This window comes from Ruegeria sp. CF3 (assembly GCF_056537365.1).
Genome location: NZ_JBQFRK010000005.1, coordinates 100556 through 122510 on the forward strand (window position 1 = coordinate 100556; position 21955 = coordinate 122510).

The 21955-nt window shown below is 59.3% G+C and carries 23 protein-coding genes; 13 read left to right on the top strand and 10 right to left on the bottom strand.

Translation table 11 applies throughout. The features are described 5' to 3' along the window. Positions 1-215: 215 nt before the first annotated feature. The 7 genes from ACR0KC_RS16650 to ACR0KC_RS16680 all read right to left on the bottom strand — a co-directional run bounded on the left by ACR0KC_RS16650 (position 216) and on the right by ACR0KC_RS16680 (position 4837). Positions 216-689, bottom strand: a complete 474-nt coding sequence (locus ACR0KC_RS16650; protein WP_170395661.1) for a YHS domain-containing (seleno)protein — start codon at positions 687-689, stop codon at positions 216-218. A gap of 172 nt (positions 690-861) precedes the next feature. After that, positions 862-1137 (bottom strand): hypothetical protein, encoded by a 276-nt coding sequence (locus tag ACR0KC_RS16655; RefSeq protein WP_480772008.1) that lies wholly within the window; start codon positions 1135-1137, stop codon positions 862-864. Further along, positions 1134-1739 carry a glycerol-3-phosphate 1-O-acyltransferase PlsY gene (gene plsY / locus ACR0KC_RS16660; protein ID WP_170612814.1) on the bottom strand — a complete coding sequence of 202 codons (606 nt, stop codon included), beginning with the start codon at positions 1737-1739 and terminating at the stop codon, positions 1134-1136. Before plsY ends, ACR0KC_RS16655 begins: the two co-directional genes overlap by 4 nt. After that, entirely contained in the window at positions 1739-3019 is a 1281-nt protein-coding gene (gene pyrC / locus ACR0KC_RS16665; RefSeq protein WP_170636684.1) for a dihydroorotase, read from the bottom strand. Before pyrC ends, plsY begins: the two co-directional genes overlap by 1 nt. Beyond that, positions 3016-3402 carry a hypothetical protein gene (locus ACR0KC_RS16670; protein ID WP_170597242.1) on the bottom strand — a complete coding sequence of 129 codons (387 nt, stop codon included), beginning with the start codon at positions 3400-3402 and terminating at the stop codon, positions 3016-3018. The genes pyrC and ACR0KC_RS16670 overlap by 4 nt, the downstream gene beginning before the upstream one ends. Then, positions 3387-3905 carry a hypothetical protein gene (locus ACR0KC_RS16675; protein WP_170626197.1) on the bottom strand — a complete coding sequence of 173 codons (519 nt, stop codon included), beginning with the start codon at positions 3903-3905 and terminating at the stop codon, positions 3387-3389. Before ACR0KC_RS16675 ends, ACR0KC_RS16670 begins: the two co-directional genes overlap by 16 nt. Continuing rightward, positions 3902-4837 carry an aspartate carbamoyltransferase catalytic subunit gene (locus tag ACR0KC_RS16680; RefSeq protein WP_170566212.1) on the bottom strand — a complete coding sequence of 312 codons (936 nt, stop codon included), beginning with the start codon at positions 4835-4837 and terminating at the stop codon, positions 3902-3904. Before ACR0KC_RS16680 ends, ACR0KC_RS16675 begins: the two co-directional genes overlap by 4 nt. 758 nt (positions 4838-5595) lie before the next feature. Here ACR0KC_RS16680 and ACR0KC_RS16685 point away from each other — a divergent pair. From ACR0KC_RS16685 to ACR0KC_RS16710, 6 genes are all read left to right on the top strand, one after another. After that, positions 5596-6360: a uracil-DNA glycosylase gene (locus ACR0KC_RS16685; RefSeq protein WP_170514155.1), complete on the top strand. Its 765-nt coding sequence runs from the start codon at positions 5596-5598 to the stop codon at positions 6358-6360. Beyond that, the gene (locus tag ACR0KC_RS16690; RefSeq protein ID WP_170597246.1) at positions 6357-6956 is read left to right on the top strand and encodes a metallophosphoesterase; all 600 of its coding nucleotides are present in this window, start codon (positions 6357-6359) and stop codon (positions 6954-6956) included. The genes ACR0KC_RS16685 and ACR0KC_RS16690 overlap by 4 nt, the downstream gene beginning before the upstream one ends. Further along, positions 6953-7573: a LysE family translocator gene (locus ACR0KC_RS16695; RefSeq protein WP_480772009.1), complete on the top strand. Its 621-nt coding sequence runs from the start codon at positions 6953-6955 to the stop codon at positions 7571-7573. The genes ACR0KC_RS16690 and ACR0KC_RS16695 overlap by 4 nt, the downstream gene beginning before the upstream one ends. Positions 7574-7579: 6 nt before the next feature. Further along, a complete protein-coding gene (gene moaB, locus ACR0KC_RS16700) occupies positions 7580-8122 on the top strand; it encodes a molybdenum cofactor biosynthesis protein B (protein ID WP_170408382.1) in 543 nt (180 codons plus the stop codon). Between the two features lie 105 nt (positions 8123-8227). Continuing rightward, positions 8228-9685 carry an efflux RND transporter periplasmic adaptor subunit gene (locus ACR0KC_RS16705; protein ID WP_480772010.1) on the top strand — a complete coding sequence of 486 codons (1458 nt, stop codon included), beginning with the start codon at positions 8228-8230 and terminating at the stop codon, positions 9683-9685. Between the two features lie 5 nt (positions 9686-9690). Next, positions 9691-13092, top strand: a complete 3402-nt coding sequence (locus ACR0KC_RS16710; RefSeq protein ID WP_170566225.1) for an efflux RND transporter permease subunit — start codon at positions 9691-9693, stop codon at positions 13090-13092. Here ACR0KC_RS16710 and ACR0KC_RS16715 read toward each other — a convergent pair. Together ACR0KC_RS16715 and ACR0KC_RS16720 are read right to left on the bottom strand one after the other, a co-directional pair. After that, positions 13059-13508: an NUDIX hydrolase gene (locus tag ACR0KC_RS16715; RefSeq protein WP_480772011.1), complete on the bottom strand. Its 450-nt coding sequence runs from the start codon at positions 13506-13508 to the stop codon at positions 13059-13061. The genes ACR0KC_RS16710 and ACR0KC_RS16715 overlap by 34 nt on opposite strands. Before the next feature lie 4 nt (positions 13509-13512). Further along, complete coding sequence (locus ACR0KC_RS16720; protein ID WP_170423658.1) at positions 13513-14325, bottom strand: protein-disulfide reductase DsbD domain-containing protein; 813 nt, start codon at positions 14323-14325, stop codon at positions 13513-13515. 148 nt (positions 14326-14473) lie between these two features. Between ACR0KC_RS16720 and ACR0KC_RS16725 the strand changes: the two genes are divergently transcribed. Continuing rightward, a complete protein-coding gene (locus ACR0KC_RS16725) occupies positions 14474-15028 on the top strand; it encodes a YqgE/AlgH family protein (protein ID WP_170395693.1) in 555 nt (184 codons plus the stop codon). On the opposite strand, the gene ACR0KC_RS16730 is transcribed toward ACR0KC_RS16725, so the two are convergent. Then, positions 15025-15972, bottom strand: a complete 948-nt coding sequence (locus ACR0KC_RS16730) for an L-threonylcarbamoyladenylate synthase (protein ID WP_480707084.1) — start codon at positions 15970-15972, stop codon at positions 15025-15027. The genes ACR0KC_RS16725 and ACR0KC_RS16730 overlap by 4 nt on opposite strands. Before the next feature lie 132 nt (positions 15973-16104). Here ACR0KC_RS16730 and ACR0KC_RS16735 point away from each other — a divergent pair, with 132 nt between their 5' ends. The 6 genes from ACR0KC_RS16735 to ACR0KC_RS16760 all read left to right on the top strand — a co-directional run bounded on the left by ACR0KC_RS16735 (position 16105) and on the right by ACR0KC_RS16760 (position 21955). Further along, a complete protein-coding gene (locus tag ACR0KC_RS16735) occupies positions 16105-17808 on the top strand; it encodes an acyl-CoA dehydrogenase family protein (RefSeq protein WP_480707085.1) in 1704 nt (567 codons plus the stop codon). Then, entirely contained in the window at positions 17808-18854 is a 1047-nt protein-coding gene (locus ACR0KC_RS16740; RefSeq protein WP_170423666.1) for an MBL fold metallo-hydrolase, read from the top strand. Before ACR0KC_RS16735 ends, ACR0KC_RS16740 begins: the two co-directional genes overlap by 1 nt. Positions 18855-18858: 4 nt before the next feature. Continuing rightward, positions 18859-19308, top strand: a complete 450-nt coding sequence (locus ACR0KC_RS16745; RefSeq protein WP_170736722.1) for a DUF6173 family protein — start codon at positions 18859-18861, stop codon at positions 19306-19308. Positions 19309-19372: 64 nt separating this feature from the next. Next, a complete protein-coding gene (locus ACR0KC_RS16750; protein ID WP_480772012.1) occupies positions 19373-21211 on the top strand; it encodes a glycerophosphodiester phosphodiesterase family protein in 1839 nt (612 codons plus the stop codon). Then, positions 21198-21752: a hypothetical protein gene (locus ACR0KC_RS16755; RefSeq protein WP_480707089.1), complete on the top strand. Its 555-nt coding sequence runs from the start codon at positions 21198-21200 to the stop codon at positions 21750-21752. The genes ACR0KC_RS16750 and ACR0KC_RS16755 overlap by 14 nt, the downstream gene beginning before the upstream one ends. Before the next feature lie 68 nt (positions 21753-21820). Then, a complete protein-coding gene (locus tag ACR0KC_RS16760; protein ID WP_480707091.1) occupies positions 21821-21955 on the top strand; it encodes an aa3-type cytochrome c oxidase subunit IV in 135 nt (44 codons plus the stop codon).

Sequence of the window (21955 nt, forward strand, 5' to 3'; positions counted from 1 at the left end):
GCAGCGTTATGATTGAATCTACGTTCCGGCCCTTAGGCCGGATCAGTGATGTTTTGACTGTCCCGAACAACTTTATTCTGGCCGGTGCCCCGGCGTGGGCCCACTCAGCTTGGGCTCTTTTCTCATATGCTAGATAGGGTGAAACATGATGCCTTCAAACGAAGATCGGCGGCGGATACGATCTGCCGCCGATGCACAAAGGTCTTGTCAGCGAATTATTGCTGTAGTTCAGCCGGGTCTTTGTCGGCGATGTCTTCCCAGTTCGCGCTGGCTTTCTCAACAAAGCCCGGAATGTCGCCTTCCCAACGCTCCTGAATGTCTTGTGACAGGTTCAGATACAGCTTGTTGTCGACGATTTTCCAGTAGTTCGGGTCACCATCGAACTTGAAGCCCATTGCGGTGCCAAATGCGCAGTAGCCGCCGTAGGCAGGCAGATAGGCCTCTGGGTTCGCCTCAAAAGCGGCTTTGTTCTCTTCTGATGCAAAACGGTACAGGGCGTCGTTGTGCAGCGTGGTGATTTTGTAATCACCCTTGGTTGCTTCGCCAACGGTGAAATAGGCAACCGGGTCATAGCCCTGCATTGCCAATCCGGTCGAGCTTGCGTTGATTTCGACGCCAGCCGCCATTGCTGAGCTTGCGATCGCAACAGACAGCGCGACTCCGCTGATGATGGATTTGAACGTGTTCATGACTTCACCTTTCGTGAATAGGCTCGCTGAAGAGCACTGTAATTTTGCCCGGGCGAACCGGATTTGATTGTCGCGACGCCTGTAATTGGCCGTCACAAAATCCCAGTTGGGGAATGGCCCGATCACGTTCAAAGCAATCAATTGTGATTGTGCAATCACAAAGACCGGTTGTTCATTCCTGCACGTCAGGCACCAGCGCCAGGACAAAATCTATCACCTTTTCCGCAGGCATTTCGCAGGGGCGAAGCAATGCGCCGCTTTTCTGTGTGAGATAAAGGTTCAGACTGATGTAATCCGGCCCGCCCAATTGATGAGCCACCAGTTTGTGAGATTTCCCGCGGGCCATGATTTGATGTGAAACTACATATCTATGTGGGCCAGCCGTTCCGGTGAACGTGCCGACAGGCAGATCATGGAACGCTTTCAGCAACGCGCGGGGCGCGGTCACGATTTACCGATTCTCGGTTCTGTCCCTGCCTTGATCCGCGCCAGGTTGGCGCTGTGCCGCCAGTAGAGCAGCAAGGTCAGAGCGATCCCGAGGACGAAGGTACTGCCATCTGTCAGCACCATGATCCAGGTGGTGGATAGGGCGGCGGCGGCCAGCGCACCAACGGATGAAATACGCCAGATCAGCGCCGCGACCAGCCATGTCAAACAGCAGGCGACACCCACGCGCCAGTCAAGTGCCAGCCAAAGGCCCAGAAAGGTCGCAACGCCTTTACCGCCTTTGAAGCCCAGCCAGACCGGAAAGCAATGCCCGAGGAACGCGGCCAATGCGGCGATCTGCGCGGCATCTTCACCAGCCAAAGCGCGTGCCAGCAGAACAGCAACGGCACCCTTGGCTGCATCAAACAGCAATGTCAGCGCTGCCGCTGCCTTGTTGCCGGTTCGCAGGACGTTGGTTGCGCCGATATTGCCCGACCCGATTTGCCGCAGATTTCCCAGACCCATCACGCGCGCGACGATCATGCCAAAGGGTATGGAGCCTAGCAGGTATCCCAACGCGGCCCACAGTATGAGCTGAATCATTGTGCTGTCGATCAGGGGCATCAGGCTCTCCGGTACACTTCTTGTCCAGCGACATAGGTTGCGGTGACCTTACCCTGCATCCGCTGGCCGTCAAACGGTGTGTTCTGCGATTTCGATTTCAGCGTAAAGCGGTCCAGAACAAAGGGAACATCCGGGTCGAACTGCACCAAATCGGCAGGCGCGCCTAGGGCCAGGCGACCGCTCTCCAACCCCAGCCGTTTGGCCGGGTTCAGGGCCATGGCGCGGAACAGGGTCGGCAAGTCCAGCTGTTCGGAATGATATAGCCGAAGCGCAGCAGGCAGCAGTGTTTCCAGCGCCACCGCGCCCGAGGCCGCCTCTTCAAACGGCAGACGCTTGCTTTCCTCATCCTGCGGCGTGTGCATGGAACTGATCGTGTCTATCAGACCGGTTCGCACTGCTTCGATCACGGCTTGCCGGTCATCTTCGGATCGCAACGGGGGCTTGATCTTGAAGAAGGTGCGATAATCGGACACGTCCAATTCGTTCAACGTCAGATGGTGGATCGAGGTGCCTGCTGTGATGTCCAGCCCGTTGCGCTTGGCGCGCTCCAGTGCGGGTAGGGCGCGGGCCGTGGTGATCTGATCGGCGTGATAGGCGGCCCCGGTCATTTCAAGCAGGGCGATGTCGCGGTCCAACCCCATACGCTCGGCCATAGGCGATACGGCAGGCAAACCTCGCAGTGCGGCGAATTTACCGCTGGTGGCCGCGGCACCGCTGCTCAGGCCCGGCTCTTGCGGGTGGGCAATCACAAGCGCGCCACAGGATTTGGCGTAGGTCAGCGCGCGTGAGAAGACCTTGGTATTGGTGATGACATGATCGCAATCGGTAAAAGCCACGGCCCCTGCGTCTTGCAGGAACCCGATCTCGGTCATCTCACGCCCTTCGCGTTCTTTGGTCAGGGCGGCCATTGGCAAAACGTTGACCGGAGCGTCCGCTTGCGCGCGGCGGGTGGCAAACTCCAGCGTTTCGGGTGTATCGACGGCAGGCAGCGTGTCTGGACGGGTGACGATGGTCGTCACTCCCCCGGCGGCAGCGGCCAAACCCGCAGATTTATAACTCTCCTTGTGTCGCTCACCGGGCTCGCAAACCTTGACGCCAATGTCGACGATACCGGGCGCAAGGCATTGCCCACCGCAATCGACCACCTGCGTGTCAGCGTCTGGGGCCGTGCCTTCACCAAGCGCTGCGATCCGACCATCGGCAATCTGCAGCCAGCCGATGCTATCCGTGCCAGCTTCGGGGTCGATCAGGCGAGCGTTAGTGAAAATCAGATTGCTCATGCCATGGCCCTTTCGATTGCAGCTTTGGTGGCGGCGGGGTCCGCCTGATATTTGATCAGGTGCTTGTCGCCGCCTTTTGTGACGATCTGGACAAAGCTGCCAATGGTATTGACCGCCTGAATTTGGTTCAGCGCCACCTTACGCGGACCAGGACCGGTGAGAGTGGTGCCCGTCATTTCCCACTTGGCGACCAGTTCTTCCGAAGCCAAATACCAAGCGCGGATGGTGATGGCGGCCAACCCTGCGGGCGCGCCGGTCCAGACGTAAGGGTTGCCTATCAACCAAAGCAAGACCATCGCAGCCGCCATTGCAAACGCGGCGAGCCATGCGTTGGTGCGGATATAAGCGCCCTTGTCTGGCGTGAATGTTACAGGATCAGCCACAAGGCACCTCCGACGGCGATCAGAATCAGCAAGGCAATGACGGCTGAACCGATGCGGCTTGGTTTATTATCCACTGGCGGGCTTTGCGCGGCCGAGAACGGTTTTGCGCTTTCGGTCTCAATCGTGCCGCCGGACCAGTTGGTAGCCTCTTCGGTGAACAGGCCAATCAGATGCAGGCGGGGATCGAGGGAAAGGGTTGCAGATCGACCACCCAGCGCCGCACTGCGCAGGACCATCACCCAGCCTTCAATGGCGTCGAACTTCGCGCGATCCAACTGGTCTTCCGAGACACCACAGCCTTCGCTGAGATAGCCATAAAGCCCGAGATCTTCGAGGTCGGATACCGGAAAAATGTCGATCTGTTCTGGATCCAGCCCCTCGACACCCAACACCTGATCAACAGCCCCCGGTTCGCGCAGGAATTTCGCTTCTTCCGGGCGCATGTCCAGCGAGAACAGGCGGATCACACCGCGCTCATGGGGGGCGATGATCAGATCGTTCATGCGGCTTCTCGCACGTTGCGCGCCAGCAGGTCCATGGCGGCCATGCGGACGGCAACGCCCATCTCGACCTGTTCCTGAATGACGGATCGGTTGATGTCATCGGCCAGAGTGCCGTCGATCTCGACCCCGCGGTTCATTGGACCGGGGTGCATCACGATGGCGTCTGGCTTGGCCAGCGCCAGCTTTTCAGCGTTCAGACCGTAGCGGTGATAATATTCGCGTTCCGAGGGGATAAAGCCGCCGTCCATCCGTTCCTTCTGAAGGCGCAGCATCATCACAACGTCGACGTCTTTCAGACCCTCATTTATATCATCATAGATCTCGGCCCCGAATTCCGCGAATTGCGACGGCACCAGCGTCGGCGGGCCGATCAGACGGATGCGGTTTTCCATCTTGCCCAGCAGGATCAGGTTCGATCGCGCCACGCGCGAATGCGCCACGTCTCCGCAAATCGCGATGTTCAGCCGGTGTAGGCGGCCTTTGGCACGGCGGATGGTCAGCGCGTCCAGCAGGGCTTGCGTCGGGTGCTCATGCCGCCCGTCACCTGCGTTCAGCACGGCGCAGTTTACCTTCTGCGCCAGCAGGTCCACCGCGCCAGAATGAGGATGCCGTACCACCAGCAGATCGGGATGCATTGCGTTCAGCGTCATTGCTGTATCAATCAGCGTCTCGCCCTTTTTGATCGAACTGGCCTGCATCGCCATGTTCATCACATCCGCGCCCAATCGCTTGCCCGCAATTTCGAAACTCGCCTGCGTACGGGTCGAGTTTTCAAAGAACATGTTGATTTGAGTCAGGCCCGACAGCACATCGGAATGCTTAGCCGATTGCCGGTTCAGATCGACATAGGTTTCGGCCAGATCAAGGATAGCGGTGATATCGGATTGCGACAGATGCTCGATGCCAAGAAGGTGACGATGGGCGAAACGCATGGGCGGGCTCCTGTCTGACAATCGGACCGCTTATAGGAAGCCATGCAGGCCAAGGCAACCTAAGGTTCCGACCCTTCGGTTAGTTTCTCACATCCGCCTTCGGGCAGGCATTGTTCCCCTGGTTTGCACCACTTGCCATAGCCACAATCAATGGCCTTGATCGGGACACAGCCCTGATAAGCCGAGCATTTAAAGCCGGGTCGGCATTGCGAACCGGTTTCTTCACACAGAAACCAGCCGGGGCGCGAACATCCGCCGCCCGGCAAACAGGATGAACCGGCTCCGCAACTCCTACCATCTGCGCAGGTTGTGGATGGAGCGGGGACCAAATCCGGTCTGCTGCGCTCGCATTCACCGCGTCCGTTGCAGAAGCTACCACCGGGGCAATCCAGGCGCGAGGTGCACTTATTCGCCCCAGCAGGGGCGCAACGGGTTCCTCCTGCCACGCAGCGCTCGAACGGGCCGCAGGTGCGCCCACCTCCACAATAGGTGTGTCCCGGCGGGATACAGCGACCATCAAAGCTGCAGCGTTGGCCTGCGGGGCAGCAACCGCGCCCGCATTGCAACTGTCCGGCGCGGCATTGAGTATTCCGATCAAACAGCTGCGCACTCGCCGAACCGCCAAAGGTTGCCAGCAATAGAGCAATCAGAAGGAATCGCAGAAATGACAGCATGACCCTGCCATGGTCGGTGCGACCCTGTGCCATGGCAAGGTCTATTCGCTTTCCCTCGGTCAAAAGCTGGTTAGATTGAGGGTTATGGAATCGGGTTTGGACCATCATACCGCGCGGGCGCTGCTGGAATGGCAGATCGAGCTGGGCGCAACCGAGGCGATCGGCGACGCGCCGGTGGATCGCTATGCGTTGCCGGACAAAGCGGCCAAGGCTAAGAAACCAGCTGCGGTTGAACCTGCGAAAAAACCAGAACCGGTCGATGCCGCAGCTGTTGCAAAACAGGCGGCGAAAACCGCTGGATCGCTCGTCGATTTGCGTGCGGCGATGGAGGCGTTTGATCTTTGCGACCTCAAACGCGGCGCGCGGCAGTTGGTGTTTGCCGATGGCACCCCCGGTGCACGGGTAATGATCATCGGCGAAGCGCCCGGCCGTGATGAGGATCGCGAAGGTAAGCCCTTTGTCGGGCGCGCTGGGCAATTGCTGGACCGGATGCTGGCCGCGATTGATCTGGATCGGCGCGAGAATGTCTACATTACCAACGTGTTGCCGTGGCGGCCCCCGCAGAATCGCGATCCCAAGCCGGAAGAGATTGGCATGATGAAGCCGTTTCTGGAGCGGCATGTGGCGTTGGCCAAGCCCGAGGTGCTGGTGGTGATGGGCAATATTAGCTGTCAGGCCTTGCTGGGCAAACGCGGTATCACGCGGCTGCGCGGGAAATGGGATCAGGCGCTGAACCTGCCGGTCATCCCGATGTTCCACCCGGCCTACCTGCTGCGTCAACCGCAGATGAAACGTCAGGCCTGGGCCGATTTGCTGGATTTGCAAGCAAGGCTGAGGGGCGCGGGATGAGAGTTCTGGCGTTTTCCGATCTTCATATGGCGCGCAACCGGGCCGCTGATCTGGTGGTCGCCAGCGCCGAGGCTGATCTTGTCATCGGAGCGGGGGATTTTTGCAATGCGCGGCGGGGCCTGAATGAAGCGATGCAGATGCTGTCGGGCATTGCAGCGCCGCTGATCCTGGTGCCGGGCAACGCTGAGAGCGCCGAGGAACTGACAGCCGCTGCGCCCGAAGGCGCGCATGTTCTGCACGGGACGGGCATGACATTGGATGGTCTGCGCCTGTTCGGGCTGGGCTACGGCGTGCCGGTGACGCCTTTCGGAGACTGGTCCTGCGATCTTACTGAAGCTGAAGCATCGGAACTGCTGGACCGGTGCGAGGCTGCGGATGTTCTGATCGCGCACTCTCCGCCAAAAGGATATGGGGATGTGACATCGCAAGATGTGTCGGTCGGCTCGACCGCAGTTCGGGACGCGGTTGAACGCATCCAGCCCGATTTTGTCTTTTGCGGTCATATCCACGACAGTTGGGGATACCGCGGCATTCTCGGGCGGTCTCAGATCGCCAATCTGGGCCCAAAACCACATTGGTTCGAGGTAACAACGTGATCGAGACAGTGACATTGATGGCCTTCGTCCCAGCCGCACTGGTGCTGAATTTCACACCCGGCGCTGACATGATGTTCTGTTTCGGGCAAGGGTTACGGTCCGGGTCACGCCCAGCGATGATGGCCAGCCTCGGTGTTTCGACGGGTCTGATGGTGCAAGTTTTGCTGGCGGGGCTTGGACTTGGGGCGTTGGTATCAGCCGTGCCTTGGCTGTTTGACGTTATCCGGTGGATGGGCGTTGCTTATCTGTTGGTCCTTGCATGGGGCGCAATCCGGAAAGGGACAGTGTCGGGCGATGCAGCAGTCAAGCCTGCTCATTTCGCGTTTTGCGAGGGGTTGCTGGTGAACCTGACCAATCCCAAGGTCATTTTGTTTGTTTTGGCCTTTATCCCTCAGTTCGTGGACCCAGCAAACGGCCCGGTACTGCCGCAATTCCTAACCTTTGGTGCAATCATTACCTTGGGCAGCATTCTTGTGAACGGGATGGTCGGTATCTTTGCGGGCGGAGCAGGGCGCATTTTGATCTCAAACCCACGCGCTTCACGTGTCATTGGATGGGTCACGGGCGGGATATTCGCGGCTCTTGCTATCCGGCTTGCCATTATGGAAAGGGCTTGACGACATATGTCGCGCATTGACGAAAGCATTGAGTTCATCCCCGTCCGCATTGCGGTTCTGACCGTGTCGGATACACGCTCACTGGACGACGACCGCTCGGGCCAGACGCTTGTCGACCGGATCGAAACGGCTGGACATTCAGTGGCGGACCGCAAGATCATTCAGGACGAACGCGCCCAGATTGCCGAGCAATTGCGCAGTTGGATTGCGGATCCTGAGATCGACGTTGTGATCTCGACCGGCGGCACAGGTCTGACGGGTCGCGATGTTACAGTCGAGGCACATCGGGATGTTTATGAAAAAGAGATCGAGGCGTTTGGCACCGTGTTCACCATCGTGTCTATGGAAAAGATAGGTACTTCCGCCGTGCAATCCCGCGCCACGGGCGGTGTGGCGGGCGGAACCTATCTGTTTGCGCTGCCGGGCAGCCCAGGCGCGTGTAAAGACGCGTGGGATGCGATTTTGGAGAAACAGTTCGATTATCGCCACCGCCCCTGCAATTTCGTGGAAATAATGCCCAGATTGGACGAACATCTGCGACGGAAGTAGACTGGTTCTGCGTTTAATGGATCATAACCGCTTTGTGGCTTGGCATTTTTTGCGACCCGGCTACCTTTGCGGAAGGCAGCATGTGCGACCAAAGGTGAGTGACCGATGCGATTTCTGCGGCAAAGCCTTGTTGGGGTCTTCCTGGCGTTTCTGACGCTGGGCCTGTTGATCGTTGCCGCACAGATGATCTCGGGCGCGGTTCAGGATGTGCTGACGCGGGACAATCAGGCACCTGAGGCGCGGGAACGCATATTCGCCGTTACCGTACGAACCGCCGAGCCGGAAACCGTCACTCCTTATCTGGAAGCGTTTGGCCAGATTCAAAGCCGCCGCCGGTTAGAGCTGCGCGCGGCCTTGGGTGGGCGCGTTGTATCACTGGCCGAAGACTTTGAAGATGGCGGTACCGTAACGGCGGGAGAATTGCTGGTCGAACTGGACCCAGCCGATATGCAATCGGCTCTGGACCGTGCCAAATCCGATCTTCTGGATGCCCAGTTTGAAGAGCGGGACGCCGAACGCTCGCTGCTGTTGGCGCAGGATGAGTTGAAATCAGCCGAGGCACAGGCCGAACTTCGCGACCGGGCGCTGCAGCGCCAGCAGGACCTGCAGACGCGAGGTGTCGGGGCTGCTGCAAGCGTCGAAGAAGCGGAACTGGCCGCAACATCGGCTCATCAGGCAGTTCTCGCACGCAGGATCGCTCTGGCGCAGGCCGAATCCCGGGTGGATCAAGCAACAACCCTGTTTGCGCGGGCTCGTATCGCGTTGGAAGGGGCCGAGCGTGACCTGGAGGATATGACGATCCATGCCGGGTTTGATGGTACGCTGACCGAGGTTACTTTGGTTGAAGGCAGGTTGGTCGCGGCCAACGAAAAGCTGGCCGAACTCGTCGACCCCAATGCGCTTGAGGTCGCGTTTCGGGTATCCACCGCGCAATTCGTGCGGTTGCTGAACGCGCAGGGTGATCTGATCTCAGCCCCGGTGACTGTATCGCTTGAGGTCACGGGGACCGATCTCACTGCCACCGGCCGGATCAGTCGCGATAGCGGCGCGGCGGGTGAAGGGCAAACCGGGCGTCTGATCTATGCGCGTCTCGACGACGCGCCGGGATTCAAGCCGGGGGATTTTGTCACCGTTTCGATTGAAGAACAGCCGCTCGATAATGTGGTCCGTCTGCCATCCTCGGTTTTGGACGCCACGGGCAACGTGCTTGTTCTCGGCCCCGATGACCGGCTGGAACCGTTGGCTGTGCAATTGATCCGTCGTCAGGGCGATGAGGTGCTTTTGCGTGGCGAAGGCCTGGAAGGCCGCGAGGTTGTGATTGGCCGGACGCCTCTGCTGGGTTCGGGTGTACGTGTGCGGCCCCTACGGATTGAGGCGAACGCTGAAACTGATCCAGGCATGGTCGAGCTTTCGGACGAAAAGCGCGCTCAGCTTGTGGCTCAGGTCGAGGCCAGTGATGCGATGTCTCAGGAAGACAAAGCCCAAGTATTGGGCCAGTTGAGCGAGGCCAAAGTGCCCGCCACCCTAATACGCCGTCTTGATGACAATCGGGCCGGGGGCTAAGCGCGATGATCCGCGACATTCCCAACGCGGCGGGCGGTATCCTCAGCTATTTCACCCGGCACCGGACTGCGGCCAATCTGTTGCTGCTGATCATGCTGGTGCTGGGGGCCGCCGCGATCCCCAACATGCGGGCACAGTTCTTTCCTGATGTGATTCTCGAACGCGTCGATGTGAATGTCCAATGGGACGGCGCAGGCCCCGAGGATGTCGACAATGGCATCATCCAATTGCTGGAACCTGCGCTTTTGGCGGTTGAGGGCGTTGCCAGCACGGAATCGACCTCACGCGAGGGAACGGCGCAGGTCCGGCTGGAGTTTGAGCCGAACTGGGACATGTCTCGCGCGGTTGAGGAGGTCCGGACCGCCGTCGATAGCGTCACCAACCTGCCCGAAGACGCCGAGGAACCAACCATCAGGCGCGGCGCTTGGCGGGATCGTGTCACGGATGTGGTCATCACGGGGCCCATCGAAGCTGAACAACTGGCCAAATTCACCGATGAATTGATAAGCCGCCTGTTTGCAGTTGGTGTCACGCGCACCACGATCCGGGGACTGGCCGCGCCGCGTGTGGTGGTCGAAGTCCCCACCGCACAGTTGATCGCCAATGATATCTCGCTTTCGGACATTGCCGAGGCCATCGCGGCAGAAGTCACCGCGAACCCTGCGGGCGATGTCACAGGTGCCAATGCGCGTATTCGGACTGGCGTTGAGAAACGCACCCCGGAAGAGATCGAGGGTATCGCCCTGCGCAACTTTGCCGATGGTTCAAAGCTGGTTGTGGGCGATGTGGCGGAAATCCGGGTCGAGGGGGTCACGCGCAACCGCAGCTATTTCGTCGGCGACAATCCGGCGATGTCGATCCGCGTCGACCGGTCCAATTTGGGCGATGCCATCGGAATTCAGCGCGATGTCGAGGATGTCGTGGCCGAGATGCAGGCCAGCCTGCCCGAAGGTATCACGATTGAGCTGATCCGCACCCGCGCACAAGCGATCACCGACCGACTAGATATTCTGGTCGACAATGGGCTGGTTGGGCTTGGGCTGGTGGTTTGTCTACTCTTCCTGTTTCTGAACGCCCGCATCGCTTTCTGGGTGGCTGCCGGTATTCCGGTGGCAATGTCTGCGGCGATTGCGCTGATGTATCTGGGCGGGTTGTCGCTGAACATGGTGTCTCTGTTCGGTTTGATTATTACCTTGGGCATCGTGGTTGATGACGCCATCGTCGTGGGAGAGCACGCCGATTTCCGTGCCCGCCGTTTGGGCGAAGCGCCAATCGTCGCCGCAGAACGCGCTGCCCGCCGAATGGCGATGCCGGTGTTTGCTGCAACAGTGACCACGGTCATCGCCTTCTTTGGTCTCACCGCCATCGGTGGCCGCTTCGGAGAGCTGATCCGAGACATCCCGTTCACCGTTATCGCTGTCCTGATTGCCTCATTGATCGAATGCTTCCTGATCCTGCCGAACCATATGGCCCATGCCATCGCGCATTCGGCTAAGGAGCATTGGTATGACTGGCCCAACCGGGTTGTGAACAAGGGCTTCCGCTGGGTGCGCGACCACCTGTTCCGCCCGTTGGTCGCGTGGGTGGTCTGGGCACGGTATGTGGTTGTTGCACTGATGGTAGTGATTCTGGCCAGCCAGATTGCTCTGTTCATTCGGGGCGACGTGAATTGGCGGTTCTTCAACGCACCGGAACGCGGTTCGGTCACTGGCAATTTCATCATGGTCGAAGGGGCGACGCGCGCAGAGACGCTGGAAATGATGCGCATGGTCCAGAAAGCCACGGAAGAACTGGGTCAGGTTTACGAAGAACGCCATGGCCGCAACCCGATCGAATACGTTCTAGCCGAGGTTGGCGGTTCGGCCGGATGGGGGCTGCGCGCGGCGGATGGCAAGGATGACGATCTACTGGGCGGCATCTCGATCGAGCTGATTGATGCCGACTTGCGCCCCTATTCCAGCTTTGAATTTGTGGGCGAGCTGCAGGATTTCGTGCCGCGCCACCCGAAGGTCGAGCTGCTTAGCTTCCGTGGTTGGCGTTCAGGGCCCGGTGGCGACGCGATTGACGTGCAGTTCTACGGTGCGGATGTGAACACGTTGAAATCTGCATCCGAGGACCTCCAGGCGGAACTCGCGAAATACCCGGAAGTTTCGGCGCTCGAGGATAACCTCGCCTATGACAAGGAAGAGTTCATTCTGGACCTCACCGCGCAGGGTCAGGCGCTGGGTTTCCGCATCGAAACACTGGGCCGCGTGTTGCGAAACCGGCTGAACGGGATTGAGGCCGCGACCTTCCCGGATGGTCCGCGTAGCACCGAGATTCGGATCGAACTGCCCGATGGCGAACTGACTGCTGATTTTCTCGAACGCACATTGATGCGGACTCCGGATGGCGTTTATGTCCCGCTCGCCGATATCGTCTCGGTCGAGCGTAAATCGGGTTTTTCGACCGTCCGGCGCGAAAATGGTCTGCGGGTCATCTCGGTGAATGGTGATATTTCCGAGGACGACCCGGCGCAGGCTGCCGAAATCGCCCGCGCCATGCGCGAAGAGATATTGCCAAACATAGCCGCCGAACGGCAGGTCGAATGGCGCATGGCTGGCCTGAGTGAGCAGGAGGATGAATTCCTGTCCGAGGCCCGCACAGGCCTGATCCTGTGTCTGACCGGAATTTATCTGGTATTGGCTTGGGTCTTTGCCAGTTGGACAAGGCCCTTGGTGGTCATGGCGATCATTCCCTTTGGCCTCGTGGGCGCGATCTGGGGGCATTACCTGTGGGGCGTGCCGTTAAGCATGTTCACCGTCGTCGGCCTGTTGGGCATGACCGGGATCATCATCAACGACTCGATTGTTCTGGTGACCACAATCGACGGATACCGGAAAGAGCGCGGGTTGGTGCCGTCAATCGTAGAAGGTACGGCAGATCGTTTGCGGCCTGTGATGCTGACCACGCTGACCACGGTACTGGGGCTGACGCCCTTGATGTACGAAAGTTCGCAGCAGGCGCAGTTTTTGAAACCGACCGTGATCACACTGGTCTATGGGCTGGGCTTTGGCATGGCCCTGATCCTGCTGCTAGTGCCTGCGTTGCTGGCCATCCTGAACGACATCTCACGCCCGATGACATCGATGAGACGGGCCTTGCGAGCGCCGGACAGGGTGGTGCGCAATGCCGTGCGCGCAACGGGCGCAGCGTTGGCGATCTGGCTGGGGGCCTCGATGATCTGGCCCGTAGTGACAGGTGCGCCGTTGGCGCTGCTCTCGGGTCTCTACCCAGCCGCCGAAGGTCCAAGTGTGTTGCAAATGGGCTTTGGCGTTTTCGTAGCGGGTGCGACCGTGATCCTGCTGGTAGGTGTCGTGCTGTCCAGCGTGCTTTATGCACGCTTGTCGGATCGGGTCGAGGCTTGATCCATCTCTAAAGCTAGCCGCAAAAGATCGGGAACGCGGTCGCTCATTGGCAGGTCGCCGCTGGTGATCTGGTCCACCGGAAACCACTGAGCGTCCTGAGCGTCGTCTGCAGCGACAGGCGTGCCGGTTACATAGCGACACGCAACTCCGACCAGCAGGTAGTGCGCCCGGGTCTGCCCGCTATCATCGCGCAGCAAAAGGTCGAGATTGTCGAGATAGACCAAAGGCTCAGCAATCACACCGGTCTCTTCCCGCAGCTCGCGGGTGGCGGCGTCCAGAACCGTTTCACCCCATTCAACATGGCCGCCTGGAAAACCCCACAGCCCCTGATCGGGTTGCTTGCTGCGTTGCACCAAAAGTACCTGGCCATCGTGCAGCACGACAGCCAGGGCACCGATCTTTGGGGTCTGGCTCATCCGGTCAGCCTGCGCTGCATCCTTGGATATCGACAGCGTGGTTTGCCCCCAGAACCGTGATGCGCACTTCGGACCGATCCAGCGCAAATGGCCGGCCGGAGGCACCGATAATCTCTGAGCTTGCGATCAGGGTGTTGCCCTGACGGCGTGTATCGGGCTGCGATGCCCAGAGTGCCGGGTTTCCTGGTTCAATGACGGCGAATTCGGACCCGCCCGCTGAAGGCATGGTGATACGCGCCTCGATCCGCATTCCGTCTGCAGTGGGAGTCAATTGGCACGTCGCATCCGCCACGCCTGCTTCGCGTTCGGAAAACGGGCGCTGGGCGAGGGCTGCGGCGATGGCCGGATTGCGTGCAGCGTCGGCATCCATTGTGTGATCGAATTCCAACCGACCCGGCACGCAGACATCCTTACACACGCCCAAGTCCATCTCGCCGCGCAAACGCACGGGTTTGGCAGGGTTCTTAGGCGTGATTTCGACGGGCAGTACAAGTTGATCCTCATACCCGACCGAGCGCAGCCCGTTCTGATCAAACACATGCGGCGCGGGCCATGTGAAGGCTATGTCAGCAATATTGCGAGAGCCTTTCCAATCAAACTGTGGCGGAATGCCCGCATCGCCGGGTGCGCGCCAATAGGTCTTCCACCCGTCCTTGAGCTTTAGACGCAAGGCCCCCTGATAGGTACCTTCGGCGGTTTTGCCGCCGTCCAACACCTCAAGCTGAACCAGATTATCAACCCCCTGCGCAGTGGCGGGGGCACCAAAACAAAGGCTGACGGCCAGCACGGCTGCAGCAGATTTGCAAAGCGCTTTCATATGCAGAACATGCGCATTCCGGTCGTGATTGCCAAGTCACGTTCCGGTCACTTCTGTGAAATGCACGGAAATCCCGGCTGATCCCTTGCCATTCCCCGGTTCACAGGGTCATTCTAGGGATATCCTATGGCGCAAGAGATATCTGCTGATGGACCTTACGGGAAAACTGTTGATTGCGATGCCCGGAATGGGCGACCCGCGATTCGAGCATTCGGTCGTCTATATCTGCAGCCATGGTGATGACGGCGCGATGGGATTGATCGTGAATAAGCCTTCGGACTTGCGGATCAAGACCTTGCTGGAACAGCTCAACATCCCGTGTCGGATACCCGTAATTGGCGAACGGCTGGTGCAGTTTGGCGGCCCGGTCGAGATGTCGCGTGGCTTTGTCCTGCATAGCGCAGATTACGAGGCGAATCTGCATTCAATGCAGATTTCCGAAGATTTCAGCATGACCGCAACGCTGGATGTGCTCGAGGATCTGGCCTCGGGCAAGGGGCCGCTGAATTCGATGCTGACTTTAGGTTATTCCGGCTGGGGGCCGGGTCAGTTGGAAGATGAGATCGCGATGAATGGTTGGTTAACGACTGATGCGTCGTCGAAACTGGTCTTTGATGTCCCTGATGACGAGAAATGGGAGGCGGCTTTGGCTACGCTTGGTGTTGATCCGCTGACCCTATCAGCCAGTGCAGGCCGCGCCTAATCGCGAGGGGCTGCTGCGCGGCGTAGACGGTCGTTGATGGCCGCACCTAATCCGTGATGGGGAATTGGTGATACGGCGATTGGCCGACCGGTATCGTTAAGTTTGTGAAGGGCGGCAAACAGGTTGGCGGCGGCCTCGGGCAGGTTGCCGGTGCTGGAGAGGTTCAGATCACAATCAACGGGGCCAAAACCCAGCAACACCTCGTCCCCCTGCCGTGACCGGGCGTTCAGCCGCACCGGCGCGTCCGGCGCGTAGTGGGATTGCAACTGCCCCGGCGCGGTAAGCAGATCGCCGGGTTGGTGGTGATGCAGTTCTGCCTTTAGAACCTCTTCGATTTGTTCCAATGCGACACCACCTGGACGCAACAGGGCAGGGGTGCCGGCCAGACCCACAATAGTGGACTCAAGCCCGACACCGCACGGCCCATCGTCCAGAACTGCGGCTATGCGTCCCTCCAGCCCCGCTCGGACATGGGCCGCCGTCGTTGGGCTGATCTGACCAGAGGGGTTGGCCGATGGCGCTGCCACAGGACCGTCAAAAGCGGTCAGTAAAGCGTGCGCTGTGGGATGCGCAGGCACGCGAACGGCCAGAGTATCCAAGCCAGCTGTGACCAGCGACGAAATCCCGTGATCGGGGCGCAGAGGAAGAACCAGAGTTAACGGTCCGGGCCAGAAGGCATCAGCCATCAAATCAGCCTGATCGGTCCACTCGACGAAGCGTTTCGCGGTCTCGGTTGAGGCGACATGGGCGATCAGTGGGTTAAAACTGGGTCGCCCCTTGGCCTCATAGATCGCGGCCACAGCCTCGCCGTTCCGTGCATCGCCACCCAGTCCATAGACGGTCTCGGTCGGGAAAGCGACCAGCAGCCCCTGTCGCAACAGGTCAGCGGCCTTGGCGAGCCCGTCGGCGTTTGCTGGTAAGTCTTGAGTACCGAGAAGGGTCATGGATCGTGACGCCGCGTTTTGGTTGCTTGCAGTTCAGGTAACGGTAGGTAATCGTGCCAGCCCAGATGAATACCGGCGTGGGGCCGGGATTCCAACCCCACGCTGACAACTTGCCAGAACCAGAGGGAAACCATGCCCTATCGCGCCCCGATCTCAGACTATGAATTCCTGTTCCGCAACGTGATCGGCTTTGACCAGATCGCCGCGACCGAAAAGTTCTCGGAAGCCAGCGAGGATGTGGTTAGCGCCATTCTGACCGAAGCCGGGAAGATGTGCGAAGAGATCATGGCCCCGCTTCAACGCCCTGGTGATCTGGAACCCGCGCGGCTGGAGAACGGCGTGCTGCGGACCTCTCCGGGCTATGCCGAGGGCTGGAGGGCGATTGCCGAAGGCGGCTGGATCGGGATGAGCGGCGATCCCGAATATGGCGGTATGGGTCTGCCCATGACCATGACCACTGCCGTGAATGAGATGATGAGCGCTGCTTGCCTGTCGCTGCAACTGGCCCCGCTGATGACCCAAGGTCAGATCGAGGCGCTGGAGCATCACGCAAGCGATGCGTTGAAGGCGCTCTATCTGCCCAAGATGATGGCGGGTGAATGGTCAGGCACCATGAACCTAACCGAACCGCAGGCCGGATCGGATGTGGGCGCGCTGACCTCGAAGGCCGAAGACAATGGCGACGGCACCTATTCGGTGACCGGGCAGAAGATCTATATCTCTTGGGGCGACAACGACTTTGCCGAGAATGTCTGCCATCTTGTTCTGGCCCGCCTGCCAGACGGTGTTCCGGGAACCAAAGGGATTTCGCTGTTTCTGGTGCCGAAATACATACCCGACGAGAACGGCAACCCTGGCGTGGCCAATGACCTCAAGGTGGTCTCGCTGGAACACAAGATGGGTCTGCACGGCTCGCCCACCTGCGTGATGCAGTATGACGGGGCCAAGGGTTGGCTGGTCGGCAAGGAACATGGCGGCATGGCCGCGATGTTCACCATGATGAACAACGCGCGTTTGGGCGTTGGTGGCGAAGGTGTGGGTGTCGCCGAAGGAGCCTACCAGCATGCGCTGGCCTATGCGTTGGAGCGTAAGCAGGGCAAGACGCCCTCGGGCACCATCATCGACCACGCGGATGTACGGCGGATGCTGATGTCGATGCGCGCGGATGTGTTTGCGGCGCGGGCGATCATGCTGGCCAATGCAGCTGCAATCGACATGGCGCAGGCCACGGGTGAGGCCGATTGGGCGGCACGTGCGGCGCTGCTGACGCCGATCTGCAAGGCTTTTGGCACCGAGACCGGCATGCGCGTTTCCGAGACCGGCGTTCAAGTGCATGGTGGCATGGGCTTCATCGAAGAAACTGGTGCTGCACAATATTATCGCGATGTCCGTGTGACCGCGATCTACGAGGGCACCAATGGTATTCAGGCCATGGACCTCGTAGCGCGCAAGATGATGGATGGGGGTGAGGCGGCCTCGAACCTTCTGGATGAGATCGAGGATCAAGCTGAGAAGGCGCGCGCCACGATGCCTGAACTTGCTGGTCCTGTTTGGGAAGCTTCCGAGTCGCTGCGGGAAGCGACGGAGTGGCTCGTTGCTCAATCGGATATGAACAACCGGTTTGCTGGCGCGGCTTCGTATCTAAAAGCGTTCGCGCGGGTTCTGGGCGGGCATTACCATCTGTCAGCGGCGCTAGCCGATCCCGATGGACCGCGCGCCAAGTTGGCACGTTATTATATTAATGTGCTGCTGCCTGAACATACGGGCTTGCTTGCGCAGGCGCAGAACGGGGCGGATGACCTCTATGCCCTCAGCCCAGAGGAACTGGCGGTTTGATGGATGGCGAGGCTCCGCAAGTGATGCGATATCCGTGGGAGGAACCACCCGCTCCTGGCGAATGGGTCGAAGTTGCAGAAGGAGTTCTGTGGATTAGGCTGCCTTTGCCGATGGCGCTGGATCATGTGAATGTCTATGCACTTGATGATGGCGACGGCTGGACCATAGTCGACACAGGGCTTTCTTCAAAGAAAACACGGGGAATCTGGCAGGCCCTGATGGAAGGGCCATTGGCTGGCAAACCCGTCCGTCGCGTTGTCGTGACTCATCACCATCCTGACCATGTCGGCAATGCGGGCTGGTTCCAGTCCGAGCATGGTGCAGAACTGGTCACCAGTCGTACCGCATGGTTGTTCGCACGTATGCTGACGCTGGATGTGCAAGAGAATTGGCCGAAGGAAACGTTGGATTATTACCGCAGCGCGGGGATGGATCCGGACGTGCTGGCCGGTCGGATGGCCGAGCGTCCGTTCAACTTTGCCGACGCCGTGTACCCTATGCCGCTGGGATTTACCCGTGTCAAACAGGGCGACGTGATCCGCATGGGTGGCCGCGACTGGGATGTTCACATGGGCAACGGCCATGCGCCCGAGCATTGCACCTTCTGGAGCCGCGAGGACAATCTGGTGCTGACCGGCGATCAGATCCTCAGTTCGATCAGTTCCAACTTGGGCGTCTATGCCACCGAGCCGATGGCCGATCCGGTGGCCGACTGGTTGGAGGCGTGTGAACGCCTGCAACCGCTGGCCCGGCCCGATCATTTGGTTTTGGGCGGGCACAAACTGCCGTTCACCGGGTTGCCGATCCGCATGCGGCAGTTGATCGATAACCACCACGGCGCGCTGGAGCGTCTGCTGAACGATCTCGATCAACCCAAAACTGCCGCCGAGTGCTTTGCCCCGCTGTTCAAGCGCCAGATCAGGGGCGGGGAATACGGCCTCGCGCTGGTCGAGGCGGTTGCACATATGAACCATCTCTACCACATTGGAGCTGTCGCCCGGACGCGGCGCGCGGACGGAGCTTGGGAATATCAGCGCAAAGGGTAGAGCAATGGACAAGATCGAAACCTCAGCCGAGGCAGCGGAATCTGCGGCGTTGCCGCGGTGCTATGAGGTACACGCCAACCCTGAAACGGCATCGGGGAACAAGGATTTGCCCAAGCCATTGCAAAAGCCGGTCGAAAGCAAAAGCCCTGCTCAATGGGCCTATGAGCGGCTGATCATGTATATTCAGAATTTCGAGAAGACTCTGGATGGCGATCACGAGGTTGCCATGGGATTCACCGGTGGTGATGCCGGTGTAATGCGGATCGAGGGCATGGGCTATTTCGATCCGGATGTGATTACTTTCTATGGCTCGGACGGAGGCGGCGCCAAAACGCAGCTCGTCCAGCATGTCAGCCAGTTGAATGTGATGCTGCGTGCCTTGCCGAAATCGATCGAGGATAAACCAGCCAACCGCATTGGTTTCCGGCTGGCGGCTGATCTGGAAGAAAGCTGACGCCCACTCTTGCAATTCACACTTACGCAGCCTTGAATGGATAGACCATTCAGGAGGCAACCGCGTGACCAATTTCTCAGCCGTTACAACTGCCTACCGGGGCGCATGGTCGCAGCGGCGCGTGTTTGTGCCTGTTTATGTCGCCGTTCGGTTGCTGCTGGTTGCACTGATCGCTCCGGGCGTTGCAATCGCCGTCAATGTTGCTGTTTCATTGTCTGATCAATCGGCGCTGACGGATCAGGACATTGCGATGTTCCTGCTGTCACCAGCGGGCTTCATCGCTGCGGTTGTAGTTCTCAGCCTGTTCTTACTGGCCGAGGTCTTTGTCTTCTCGGTCATGGCCGGATCATTGCGGATGGGTGAGCGTGACCCTTGGCGCGCGGGCAGTGCTTCCATCCGGTTGATCCTGACGCGTTTACCTGCGCTTTTCGGCTTTGCCGCACGGTTCATTTTGCGTGTGCTGGTACTTGCGCTGCCTTTTGTCGCCGTGGCTGGCCTGATCGCCTGGTGGATGCTGACTGAATACGACATCAACTATTACCTCACCTTCCACCCGCCTTCATTCTGGGTCGCAGTGGTGCTGATCGGATTTGTGGTGCTGTGTCTGGCTTGGGTTCTGATCCGCAGGCTCTCGGCCTGGGCGCTGTCGCTGCATCTTGTATTATTTGAGGGCTGCAAACCCGCCGAAGCCTTTTCCACCAGCACGGATCGAATGGAAGGAAAACGCGGTCGCCTCAAGATCGAGCTCGGCCTTTGGCTTGCGATGCGTCTCGTGATCGCCGCACTGATTGCCTTTGTGGCCGGACTGTTGTTCGATCTGGTGCCGTTGCAGGAAAGCACGAACCTGCGCTTTGCGCTGATCCTCAGTATGATCGTAGCGGGCCTATGGTCGCTGGCTGGGCTTGTGCTTGCAGCCGTCGCTCTGGGAGCATTGGCGGTTCTGCTGGATGGGTTCTTCGACACACAAGGCCGAGAGGTCTCTCATCCCGAACCCGGCAACCTGCGCGCGCCGCTTTACGCTGTGGTCGGTGGCGCGGCAATCGCCCTGCTGATCGGGCTCTGGTCCGGGCAGGAGTTGCTGGTCCGCATTCAGGCCTCCGATCATGCGGATGTCATTGGTCATAGGGGTGCGGCGGCGATAAGGCCGGAAAATACCATGGCGGCAGTGTTGAAGGCTATCGAAGATGGCGCCGATTGGGTTGAGATCGACGTTCAGGAGACTGCGGATGGTGTGGTCATTATCGCGCATGACAGTGATTTCATGAAACTGGCGGGTGTGCCGCTCAAGGTCTGGGACGCAACCATTGAGGATATAGCCGAGATCGATATCGGCAGCTGGTTCGGCCCCGAATATGCTTCGGAACGGACGCCCACGCTGCGGGATGTTCTGGAAGCTGCGAAGGGCAAATCCAAGGTCATCATCGAGCTGAAATACTATGGCCATGACGTCGACCTGGAAAACCGAGTTGCCACGATTGTCGAGGAGCTGGATATGCAGGATGACATCGCCACCATGTCATTGAAATATCCGGCCGTGCAGAAGATGAAAGCGCTGCGCCCCGATTGGCGGGCAGGCGTTCTGGCCGCGACCGCGATAGGCGATCTTTCAGGGCTTGAGGGCGATTTCGTGGCCGTAAACGCAGCAACGGTGTCACCGGGTCTGATCCGCTCGGTCCATGAGGCGGGCAAGGACATCTATGTATGGACGGTGAATGACCCGTTGCAGATGTCGGCGATGGCATCGATGGGGGTTGACGGGCTGATCACTGACCGCCCGGCCATGGCCCGCGAAGTGCTGCGTGTTCGTGCCGAGATGGGACCGGGCGAACGTCTGATGCTATGGTTGGCGACGACATTCGGATTGTCCATTGATACTGCTGAGATGCGTGATGCGGAACCATAGACTGGCCGCCCTTCTGGTCTGTTGCGCGCTGCCTGCAGGTGCGCAGGACCTGATGCGTAGCGTGGAAATGCCCGCTCACCGGGCTTTGTCCGACACGATAAAAGGCACTGAACTGACCCCCTTTGAAACGGATGGCTGTTCGGGTGGATTATCGTCCAGCTGGCGTCTGGTCGCCGAGACCTTTCCGAAGTTCAGCCTGCTTTATGAAGAACACCCGCCATGGGAGTACTGCTGCGTTACCCACGATCGCGCCTATTACAATGCAGGCGGCGCATCGCAGGCCGATGACAGCTTTGACGCCCGGCTCGCTGCCGATGACGCGCTGCGCACCTGTGTCAAAACCCACGGCGAAAGCCACGCTGATGAATACGCCGAACGTTATGACATGACGCCGGATCAGATCCGCTCGGTTCATTCGATCACCTCCGAGGCGATGTTTCTGGCCGTGCGTTTTGGGGGCGGTCCCTGCAGCGGGTTGCCCTGGCGCTGGGGGTTTGGTTATCCAGGCTGCACGATTTTTGGACCAACTGCGCGCGAATGACGTCGTGACAGGCCCTGAGTTTTGCATTATCCAACATTTCAAATACGCGAATTGGGATTCTAATAAACATGGCTGATCACAAGCACGGCGAGATGGACATCACTGTTCAAACCAAAACCTTCGACGGGTTCGTCAAATTCACCACGTGGTGCGTGGTGGCTATTGTACTCCTTTGTCTGTTCCTGGCTGTCTTTGCGGCCTAA

Bases quoted from the DNA above. Each gene is read 5' to 3' on its own strand.
- ACR0KC_RS16760 (WP_480707091.1), top strand. From the start codon at position 21,821: ATGGCTGATCACAAGCACGGCGAGATGGACATCACTGTTCAAACCAAA.
- ACR0KC_RS16715 (WP_480772011.1), bottom strand. From the start codon at position 13,508: ATGAGCCAGACCCCAAAGATCGGTGCCCTGGCTGTCGTGCTGCACGAT.
- moaB (WP_170408382.1), top strand. From the start codon at position 7,580: ATGTCGCGCATTGACGAAAGCATTGAGTTCATCCCCGTCCGCATTGCG.
- ACR0KC_RS16650 (WP_170395661.1), bottom strand. From the start codon at position 689: ATGAACACGTTCAAATCCATCATCAGCGGAGTCGCGCTGTCTGTTGCG.
- ACR0KC_RS16675 (WP_170626197.1), bottom strand. From the start codon at position 3,905: ATGAACGATCTGATCATCGCCCCCCATGAGCGCGGTGTGATCCGCCTG.
- ACR0KC_RS16735 (WP_480707085.1), top strand. From the start codon at position 16,105: ATGCCCTATCGCGCCCCGATCTCAGACTATGAATTCCTGTTCCGCAAC.
- ACR0KC_RS16690 (WP_170597246.1), top strand. From the start codon at position 6,357: ATGAGAGTTCTGGCGTTTTCCGATCTTCATATGGCGCGCAACCGGGCC.
- ACR0KC_RS16710 (WP_170566225.1), top strand. From the start codon at position 9,691: ATGATCCGCGACATTCCCAACGCGGCGGGCGGTATCCTCAGCTATTTC.
- ACR0KC_RS16745 (WP_170736722.1), top strand. From the start codon at position 18,859: ATGGACAAGATCGAAACCTCAGCCGAGGCAGCGGAATCTGCGGCGTTG.
- ACR0KC_RS16705 (WP_480772010.1), top strand. From the start codon at position 8,228: ATGCGATTTCTGCGGCAAAGCCTTGTTGGGGTCTTCCTGGCGTTTCTG.
- ACR0KC_RS16730 (WP_480707084.1), bottom strand. From the start codon at position 15,972: ATGACCCTTCTCGGTACTCAAGACTTACCAGCAAACGCCGACGGGCTC.
- ACR0KC_RS16685 (WP_170514155.1), top strand. From the start codon at position 5,596: ATGGAATCGGGTTTGGACCATCATACCGCGCGGGCGCTGCTGGAATGG.
- ACR0KC_RS16740 (WP_170423666.1), top strand. From the start codon at position 17,808: ATGGATGGCGAGGCTCCGCAAGTGATGCGATATCCGTGGGAGGAACCA.
- plsY (WP_170612814.1), bottom strand. From the start codon at position 1,739: ATGCCCCTGATCGACAGCACAATGATTCAGCTCATACTGTGGGCCGCG.
- pyrC (WP_170636684.1), bottom strand. From the start codon at position 3,019: ATGAGCAATCTGATTTTCACTAACGCTCGCCTGATCGACCCCGAAGCT.
- ACR0KC_RS16755 (WP_480707089.1), top strand. From the start codon at position 21,198: ATGCGGAACCATAGACTGGCCGCCCTTCTGGTCTGTTGCGCGCTGCCT.
- ACR0KC_RS16725 (WP_170395693.1), top strand. From the start codon at position 14,474: ATGGACCTTACGGGAAAACTGTTGATTGCGATGCCCGGAATGGGCGAC.
- ACR0KC_RS16720 (WP_170423658.1), bottom strand. From the start codon at position 14,325: ATGAAAGCGCTTTGCAAATCTGCTGCAGCCGTGCTGGCCGTCAGCCTT.
- ACR0KC_RS16680 (WP_170566212.1), bottom strand. From the start codon at position 4,837: ATGCGTTTCGCCCATCGTCACCTTCTTGGCATCGAGCATCTGTCGCAA.